Consider the following 8,019-nt stretch of genomic DNA (forward strand, 5'->3'; position numbering starts at 1 on the left):
CCGCCAGGTGTCGGCGGGGTCGAGCGTGGTGCCGGCCGCCATCCGCCGGTACATCTGTGTCGCCATCTCGTCGAGCAGCGCCTGCTTGTCCTTGAAGTGCCAGTACAGGGCGGGTGCCTTGACGTCCAGCTCGCGGGCGATGGCGCGCAGGGTCAGCCCGTCCAGACCGACCTCGTTCAGCAGCCGCAGCGCGGTGTCGGCGACTCGTGCGCGATCCAGGGGCGCGCGCTTCTCGGAACTCACGCTTGACAGCTTAACAGCGTTAAGGGCACGCTCGTCGGCGACGGGACTTAACGGTGTTAAGGAGATGGGTGATGGACGTCGTGATCGTGGGTGCGGGGCCGGCCGGCCTGACGCTGGGCGTCGACCTGGCGCGCCGCGGGGTGCAGGCCCTGATCGTGGAGCGGGAGGAGACGCTGTTCCCCGGCTCGCGCGGCAAGGGCGTCCAGCCCCGCACCCAGGAGGTCTTCGCCGACCTCGGCGTCCTGGACGCCGTCCGCGCGGCCGGCGGCCCCTACCCGCCCCGGCTGCTGTGGCAGGACGGCGAACCGCTCGGCACCCGGCCGATGTTCGAGGACGTCCCGGCCGACGAGGGCACGCCGTACACCGAACCGCTGATGGTCGCGCAGTGGCGGACCCAGGAGGTGCTGTACGCGCGGCTGACCGAGCTGGGCGGACGGGTCGCCTTCGGCCGCGAGGTGACGGGCCTGGCGCAGGACTCCCGGGGCGTGCGGGTGGACTTCGCGGACGGTACGGCCCTGCGCGCGGCGTACGCGGTCGCGGCCGACGGCGGACGCTCGGCGGTCCGGCGCGCGCTGGGCGTCGGCATGACCGGCGAGACGGTCGACCCGGCACCCTTCCTGGTGGCGGACGTACGGCTCAAGGGGCTGGACCGAGACCACTGGCACACGTTCCCCGGGCCCGACGGCACCGGCCTCGCCCTGTGCCCGCTCGCCGGCACCGACGACTTCCAGCTGCAGGCCCGGCTGCCCGCGACCGCCCCGTCCGACCTGTCCCTGGACGGCGTCCGCGCCCTGGTCGCCGCGTACACGCACCTCGACGCCCCGGCCGTCACGGAACTGCGCTGGGCCTCCGGCTTCCGCCCGCGCGCCGCCTTGGCGGACCGGTTCCGGGCCGGCCGGGTCCTCCTCGCCGGGGACGCGGCCCACGTCCACTCCCCGGCGGGCGGCCAGGGCCTGAACACCAGCGTGCAGGACGCCTACAACCTGGGCTGGAAACTGGACGCGGTACTCCGGGGCGCGGCTCCCGAGACACTCCTGGACACCTACGAGGAGGAGCGCCGGGCGAACGCCGCCGCCATGCTCGACCTGACGACGGGCGTGCACCGGGGAGAGGTGCGGCGGGGCCGGGCGACGGTGCAGCTCGGCCTCGGCTACCGGGAGTCGTCCCTCAGCGTGGACACGCGGGGCGGGGCCGGGGGGCTGCGCGCGGGTGACCGGGCGCCGGACGGCACCGTGGCGGGCGTCCGGCTCTTCGACGCGTTCCGCGGGCCGCACTGGACGCTGCTGGGTGCCACGGTGCCGGGGCTGCGCTCGCTCCCCGCGGCCCCCGCGTCGTACGGCGAGGGCGTCTTCCTGGTCCGCCCGGACGGCTACGTGGGCTGGGCGGGCGGGACGACGGAGGGCCTGCGGGAGTACGCGGAACGGACGGGAGCGCGCACGGCCGCCTAGGCGGCGGCGAGCGACAGCTTCACCGCGAACCCCAGGAACAGCGCCCCCGCGGCCGTGGTGGCCGTGGCCGACAGCCGCTTGCGGCGCCGGAACGCGGCGGCCAGGCGGGTGCCGCCGAATATCAGCGCGCTGAGGTAGAGGAAGCTGGCGAACTGGGCGAACGCGCCGAGGACGACGAAGGAGAGGGCCGGATAGGCGTACTGGGGGTCGACGAACTGCACGAAGAAGGCGACGAAGAACAGGATCGCCTTCGGGTTGAAGAGGCTGACGACGAGCGCGCGGCGGAAGGGCCGCTCGTCACCGGCCTGGGCGGGCGCGGCCTGCCGGAGGTCGGGCTCCCGCCGGGTCCGCCACGTCTGCCACGCCGCCCGCAGCATGCCGATCGCCAGCCAGCTCAGATAGCCGGCCCCGGCGTACTTCACGATGCCGAACAGCAGCGCGTTGCCCTGGAGCAGGGAGGCCACTCCGGCGGCGGACAGCGTCATCAGCACGGTGTCCCCGCACCAGACCCCGGCGGCGGCGGTGTACCCGGCACGCACACCGCGGCGGGCGGCCACGGAGAGGACGTACAGCGAGTTGGGACCGGGAAGCAGGACGATCAGGACCAGGCCCGCCAGATAGGTGGGGAGATCGATGACACCGAACATGCCATGGAGTGTCGCACGGGGGTACGACAACCGTCCCTCCCCGTCCGGGACCGTCGTTCAGAACGTGTCCGCCGGCACGTGGCTGCCCCAGACCTCGCGCAGCGCCCCGCACACCTCCCCCACCGTCGCCCGTGCCCGCAGCGCCTCCTTCATCGGGTACAGCGTGTTGTCCTCCCCCTCCGCCGCCCGGCGCAGGGCGTCCAGCGCCGCGGTCACCGCACCCCGGTCGCGCTCGGCCCGCAACCGGGCGAGGCGTTCGGCCTGACGGGCCTCGATGGCGGGGTCCACGCGCAGCGGCTGGTACGGCTCCTCCTCGTCCAGCCGGAAGCGGTTGACCCCGACCACCACCCGCTGACCTGAGTCCGTCTCCTGCGCGATGCGGTAGGCGTTCCGTTCGATCTCGGCCTTCTGGAAGCCCTGCTCGATCGCCGCCACCGCCCCGCCCAGGTCCGCCACCCGCCGCATCAGGCCGACGGCGGCCTCCTCCACCTCGTCCGTCATCCGCTCCACCGCGTAGGAGCCGGCGAAGGGGTCCACCGTCGCCGGCACGTCCGTCTCGTGGGCCAGCACCTGCTGCGTCCGCAGCGCCAGCCGCGCGCTCCGGTCCGTCGGCAGCGCGATCGCCTCGTCGTAGGAGTTGGTGTGCAGGGACTGCGTGCCGCCGAACACCGCGGCCAGGGCCTGCACGGCGACCCGGACGAGGTTGACCTCCGGCTGCTGCGCCGTCAGTTGCACACCCGCCGTCTGGGTGTGGAAGCGCAGCATCAGCGACCTGGGGTTCCTCGCGCTGAACTCCTCCCTCATCACCCGCGCCCAGATCCGGCGCGCCGCACGGAACTTGGCGACCTCCTCCAGCAGCGTCGTACGGGCGACGAAGAAGAAGGACAGCCGCGGGGCGAAGTCGTCCACGTCCATGCCGGCCGCGAGCGCCGTCCGGACGTACTCGATGCCGTCGGCCAGGGTGAACGCGATCTCCTGCACGGGGGAGGCGCCCGCCTCGGCCATGTGGTAGCCGGAGATCGAGATGGTGTTCCACCTCGGGATCCCGGCGGTGCAGTACCGGAAGATGTCCGCGGTCAGCCGCAGGGAGGGCTTCGGCGGGAAGATGTACGTGCCGCGCGCGATGTACTCCTTCAGCACGTCGTTCTGGATCGTGCCCGTCAGCCGGTGGGCGGCCACGCCCTGTTCCTCGGCCACCAGCTGGTAGAGCAGCAGGAGCAGTGCGGCGGGCGCGTTGATCGTCATCGACGTCGAGACCTGGTCCAGCGGGATGCCGTCGAACAGCAGCCGCATGTCCTCGATCGAGTCGACGGCCACGCCGACCTTGCCCACCTCGCCGTGCGCGAGGGGCGCGTCGGAGTCGTGGCCCATCTGGGTGGGCAGGTCGAAGGCGACGGACAGGCCGGTGGTGCCGTGGGCGATCAGCTGCCGGTAGCGGGCGTTGGACTCCGCCGCCGTGCCGAAGCCGGCGTACTGGCGCATGGTCCAGGGGCGGCCGGTGTACATGGTCGGGTAGACCCCGCGGGTGAACGGGTACGCGCCGGGCCGGCCCAGCTTGCGCTCCGGGTCCCAGCCGGCCAGATCGCCCGGGCCGTACACCGGTTCGACCGGCAGGCCCGACTCCGACCGGCGGGCCGACTCCTGTGCCATGGCTGCCTCCGCGATAGGACCGGTGCACGGGTACTCCTCACCATGCCCCGTAGTTCGGCGCGGGTCACGCGGGGAAGCATCCGGGCATGACGATCCCGGGGAGACCTGCCCTCCTGCTCGCCTCGGCCGCCGTGCTCGCCGCGCTCTGCGGGTGCACGGTGCAGCCCATGGACGCCGACGCCAAACGCGGCCTGCCGGCGCAGGCCCCGGTGGCGGCCGGCCGGGATCCCGGCCCCGGCCGGCCGGTGGCCGGTGCCGGGCCGGCAAGGCCTGCCGCCCCCGCGCCGCGGGTGCTGTGGTCGCGCGGGGACAGCGGGCCCGCCGTGCGCGAACTCCAGGCGCGGCTGCGCCAGGTGGGCTGGCTGGCCGCCGGGCCGACGGGGTCCTACGGCCGGCTGACCGAAGGGGCGGTCAGGGGCTTCCAGGGCAGGCGCGGGCTGCCGCGGACCGGCGCGACGGACGCCGTCACCTGGCAGCGGCTGGTGGCGATGACGCGTCCGCCGAGCGCGCGGGAGCTGTACCCGGCGGCCGGCCGGCCGGCCGCCGCGGCGGACCCGCGCTGTCTGACCGGGCGGGTGATCTGCATCGACAAGACCAGCCGGACACTGCGCTGGATGGTGGACGGGCGGACCCTGTCCACGATGGCGGTCCGCTTCGGCGCGCAGTACACCCCGACCCGTGAGGGTGTCTTCCACATCTACTGGAAGTCACGGCACCATGTGTCGACCCTCTACAACGCACCGATGCCGTACGCCATGTTCTTCAGCGGCGGCCAGGCGGTGCACTACTCGTACGACTTCGCGGCGCGCGGGTACGCGGGCGGCTCGCACGGATGCGTCAACGTCCGGGACGAGACGGCGATCGCCGCACTGTTCGCTCAGGTCCGGGTGGGCGACAAGGTCGTCGTCTCCTGGTGAGGATGCGGGGCGCGGGCGGGACCGGGGGAACGTGCCCCGCCCGCGCCAGGTGCACGAGCCGTGGGTACGGGGGGAACCCCGGCTCAGTGCGACGGCCGATGACCAGTCGGCTCACTCAGTACTGCGTAGCGGGCTCCAGAAACGTCACACCTCGCGCCAGAAATTTTTCGACGACTTCAAAAGCGCAGGTCAGACGGGGTGCCGTCAGGTCAGAGCGCGGTGTACGTCGGGGACGGCGACGAGGTCGCGGGGCCGCTGCCCGGCGAACCGGGGTGTGCCGGGGCGAAGGCGGAGGGAGCGGGGGCGACGTCACCGCGGTGCCGGCCGCCGCCGTTGCCGCCGCCCTTGCCACCGCCTTTGCCGGGGCCGACGGGGTCGTGGTCGTCCTTGCTCCCGCCCGCGCCCCCGTCGTCGCCCTTGCCCTTGCCCTTGTCGCCGTTGCCGTTGCCGTTGCCGTCGCCCTTGCCGCCCGGCTCCTTGTCCTGGCCGTTTCCGGTGGAGCCGCCGTTGCCGCCGGTCGCCGTGCCGCCGTTCGCCGTGCCGGACGCGGAGTCGCCGAGCACGACCCTGCAGAACGTTGTCAGGCGGGCGGAGCCGCCCGCCAGGTGCTCCAGGGCGCGCCTGCGGCCGGTGTCCAGCTCCTTGCCGTCGCGCAGGACGCGGCAGGCGGAGGCGGCGGCGGGCCAGCCGGCGCCCGCCGTGGGGGCACCCGAGCCGGGGACGGTGGTGCGGCCGGTGCCGTCGTCCGTCCCGGCGGCCTCGTCACCGGTGCCTCCGCGCCCGTCCCGGCCGCCCTCCGGCAGGCCCGTGCCGAGGCCCGGGGTGGCCGAACCGGAGCCGGGGACGAGCGGCTGTCCGGGAGTGGTGCCGGGCGAGACGGAGGTGGCGGGCCGGGGGTGGTCGTTGTCGAACGGCGTGGGCAGCACCCCGCTGCCCGCGGCCATGGCGACCCCGCCGAGCGTGCCCACCGCCGCCGCGGCGGTCAGCGCCAGCCGCACCGGGCGGCCCCAGCGCGGGCGCGGGGCGCGGATTCCGGTACGGGACCCGGCACCGATGCGGACCAGGCCGGCGTCGGCTCCGGGCGCCGGGGTGCGGGCGGCGGCGGGGGCGTGGGCGGCGGCCGTGCGCTCCGCCTCGACGGCCTCGCGGGCCTTGCGGAACGCGGCCAGGGCGGACTGCTCGCCGGGCAGCTCACCGGATGCGGGGGCCGCCTCCGCGGACAGCTCCCCGAGGGTCCGGGAGAGACGTTCGGCCTGTTCACGGGTGGCGGGGTCGACGGCTTCCAGCGACTCGCCGCGCAGCAGGCGTTCCGCCGTCTCACGGTTCAGCCACGTGTACTGCTCGTCGGCCATCACATGTCCTTCTGCGTCCGCGTACGCGTATGCGTCACAGTCGCGGACGTCACCGCGCGGTGGCGCGGTTCTCGCTGAGGCGGGAGCGCGTCGAGTCCGCCCGCCGATTCCGGATCGGCGCCGATCAGCTCCGCGAGCCGCTTCAGACCGCGGTGCGCGGCGGTACGGACGGCACCCGCGCGTTTGCCGAGGGTCTCGGCCGCGGTCTTGGCGTCGAGGCCGACGACCACGCGCAGGACGACCGCCTCGGCCTGGTCCTGCGGGAGCCGGGCGATCAGGGAGAGGGCGCTGTCGGTGGCCAGGGACTCCATGGCCTCGCCGGCCGTGTCGGACTCGGCGGCCCGGCCGGTCAGCTCCGTCTCGTCGCCGCCGATGGCGGGGCGGCGGCCGCGCATGCGTATGTGGTCCAGCGCGCGGTTGCGGGCGATCCTGGCGGCCCAGCCGCGGAACCGGTCGGCGTCACCGCTGAACCGGTCGAGGTCGCGGGCGATCTGCAGCCAGGCCTCGGACGCGACGTCCTCCGCGTCCGGATCTCCGACCAGTGTGCGGACGTACCCGAGCAGGCGGGGATGGACCGCGCGGTACACCGTTCGGAACGCGGTCTCGTCACCGTCCTGTGCCGCACGCACCGCGGCGGTCAGCTCCGCGTCGTCCCCCAGCACCGTACTCCCTTTACGCCTGTCTTCGGTCGGCGCGAAAGGCACGTTACGGCGTGAAACCACTGCACGTCCACGTCTGTAGAAGATGCAACTAACTCGTGACCGGGTTCGGATGTGCGCAGGGTGAGATCCGGTGGCGGCCAGGTGTGACAGAAACCGCACGCACGGCGCTGTGGAAGGTACGGGCCGTGCGCGGCCCGCCCGCGCGACGGCCGGGGCCTCTCCTGTGGGGGGTGGCGGCCCCGGCCGTTGCCTTCGGGCGACGAAGCGCATGGCCGGACGGCCCTTAGTGGGTGCCGCCGGCCGGCTTCCCGTGGTCGCCGCCCCCGCTCCCGCCCTTGCCGCTGCCGGTGCTGTGCCCGTTGCCGTTGCCGCTGCCGGTGCTGTTCCCGCTGCCGTTGCCCTTGCCGTCGGAGGCTGGGGGGCGGTCCGTCGTGTCGGCGTTCCCGGCCCGGGCGGGGGCGGTCCGGGCGGGGGCGGTCCGGGCGGCGCAGTAGGCCGCGACCCGGTCGCGGCCGCCCGCCGCGGCGACGAGCCGCCGCCAGGCAGTCGCCTCCAGGGCGCCGCCGCGCTCGCCCACCCTCGCGTAGGCACGGCAGTGGGCCAAGGTGTCCCCGGCGGCCGTGGGACGCGCGGGGGCGCGGGAGGGCGCGGCGGAGCCGGTGTTCAGCGCCCCGGTCACCGCGTCGCCGGCCGTGGCGTCCGCCGTCGGGGCGGCGGGGGCGCTCGGCGCGGGGCGGGCGGGGTGCGGGGCGTGCCGGCCGCCGTCGTCCGGCCCCGACCGCGCGGCACCGATCGCCGCCACGGCGACCCCGCCCAGCGCGAGACTCGCCAGCGCCAGCGACAGGGTGGTCCGCAGCGAGCGGCGGGCGGTGCGGGGGCGTCCGGGCCGCCAGTCGTCCCGGGCGCGGGTGCGGGCGTCGTGCGCGCCCGCCTCGCGCGCGGCCCGGAACGCGGCGACGGCGCCGCGCTCGGCTCCGGCGTCGACGTCCCGGGCGCGCAGCGCGGTGCCGAACCGTGTCTCCAGTCCGGGGAGGCCCGCGGAGGCCTGCTCGGGCGCGGCGACGGCGCCGCCGGGGTGCGCGCGCCGACGGCCGGACGGC

At 75.1% G+C, this 8,019-nt stretch carries 8 protein-coding genes; 2 read left to right on the forward strand and 6 right to left on the reverse strand.

Translation table 11 applies throughout. The annotated features are described in order from the left end of the window. On the reverse strand, positions 1 to 243 hold a 243-nt coding region (locus IE312_RS38685; RefSeq protein ID WP_229899014.1), incomplete at its 3' end, for a TetR family transcriptional regulator. Between the two features lie 71 nt (positions 244 to 314). On the opposite strand from IE312_RS38685, the gene IE312_RS04035 reads away from it, so the two are divergent. Then, positions 315 to 1,691: an FAD-dependent monooxygenase gene (locus IE312_RS04035; RefSeq protein ID WP_189978449.1), complete on the forward strand. Its 1,377-nt coding sequence runs from the start codon at positions 315 to 317 to the stop codon at positions 1,689 to 1,691. On the opposite strand, the gene leuE is transcribed toward IE312_RS04035, so the two are convergent. Further along, positions 1,688 to 2,338, reverse strand: a complete 651-nt coding sequence (gene leuE / locus IE312_RS04040; protein ID WP_189978451.1) for a leucine efflux protein LeuE — start codon at positions 2,336 to 2,338, stop codon at positions 1,688 to 1,690. The genes IE312_RS04035 and leuE overlap by 4 nt on opposite strands. A gap of 57 nt (positions 2,339 to 2,395) precedes the next feature. Then, the gene (locus IE312_RS04045) at positions 2,396 to 3,988 is read right to left on the reverse strand and encodes an acyl-CoA mutase large subunit family protein (RefSeq protein WP_189978454.1); all 1,593 of its coding nucleotides are present in this window, start codon (positions 3,986 to 3,988) and stop codon (positions 2,396 to 2,398) included. Between the two features lie 86 nt (positions 3,989 to 4,074). On the opposite strand from IE312_RS04045, the gene IE312_RS04050 reads away from it, so the two are divergent. Continuing rightward, the gene (locus IE312_RS04050) at positions 4,075 to 4,905 is read left to right on the forward strand and encodes a L,D-transpeptidase family protein (protein ID WP_189978456.1); all 831 of its coding nucleotides are present in this window, start codon (positions 4,075 to 4,077) and stop codon (positions 4,903 to 4,905) included. 209 nt (positions 4,906 to 5,114) lie between these two features. Here IE312_RS04050 and IE312_RS04055 read toward each other — a convergent pair whose 3' ends face one another. The 3 genes from IE312_RS04055 to IE312_RS04065 form a co-directional block, all read right to left on the reverse strand. Beyond that, the gene (locus IE312_RS04055) at positions 5,115 to 6,257 is read right to left on the reverse strand and encodes a hypothetical protein (RefSeq protein ID WP_189978458.1); all 1,143 of its coding nucleotides are present in this window, start codon (positions 6,255 to 6,257) and stop codon (positions 5,115 to 5,117) included. After that, on the reverse strand, positions 6,257 to 6,919 hold the full coding sequence (locus tag IE312_RS04060; protein WP_189978460.1) for an RNA polymerase sigma factor: 663 nt from the start codon (positions 6,917 to 6,919) through the stop codon (positions 6,257 to 6,259). Before IE312_RS04060 ends, IE312_RS04055 begins: the two co-directional genes overlap by 1 nt. Before the next feature lie 283 nt (positions 6,920 to 7,202). Next, positions 7,203 to 8,019 (reverse strand): hypothetical protein (locus IE312_RS04065; protein WP_189978462.1); only part of this gene is annotated, 817 nt, incomplete at its 5' end.

The sequence above is a fragment of the Streptomyces capoamus genome, from assembly GCF_014654935.1.
Lineage (GTDB): Bacteria > Actinomycetota > Actinomycetes > Streptomycetales > Streptomycetaceae > Streptomyces > Streptomyces capoamus.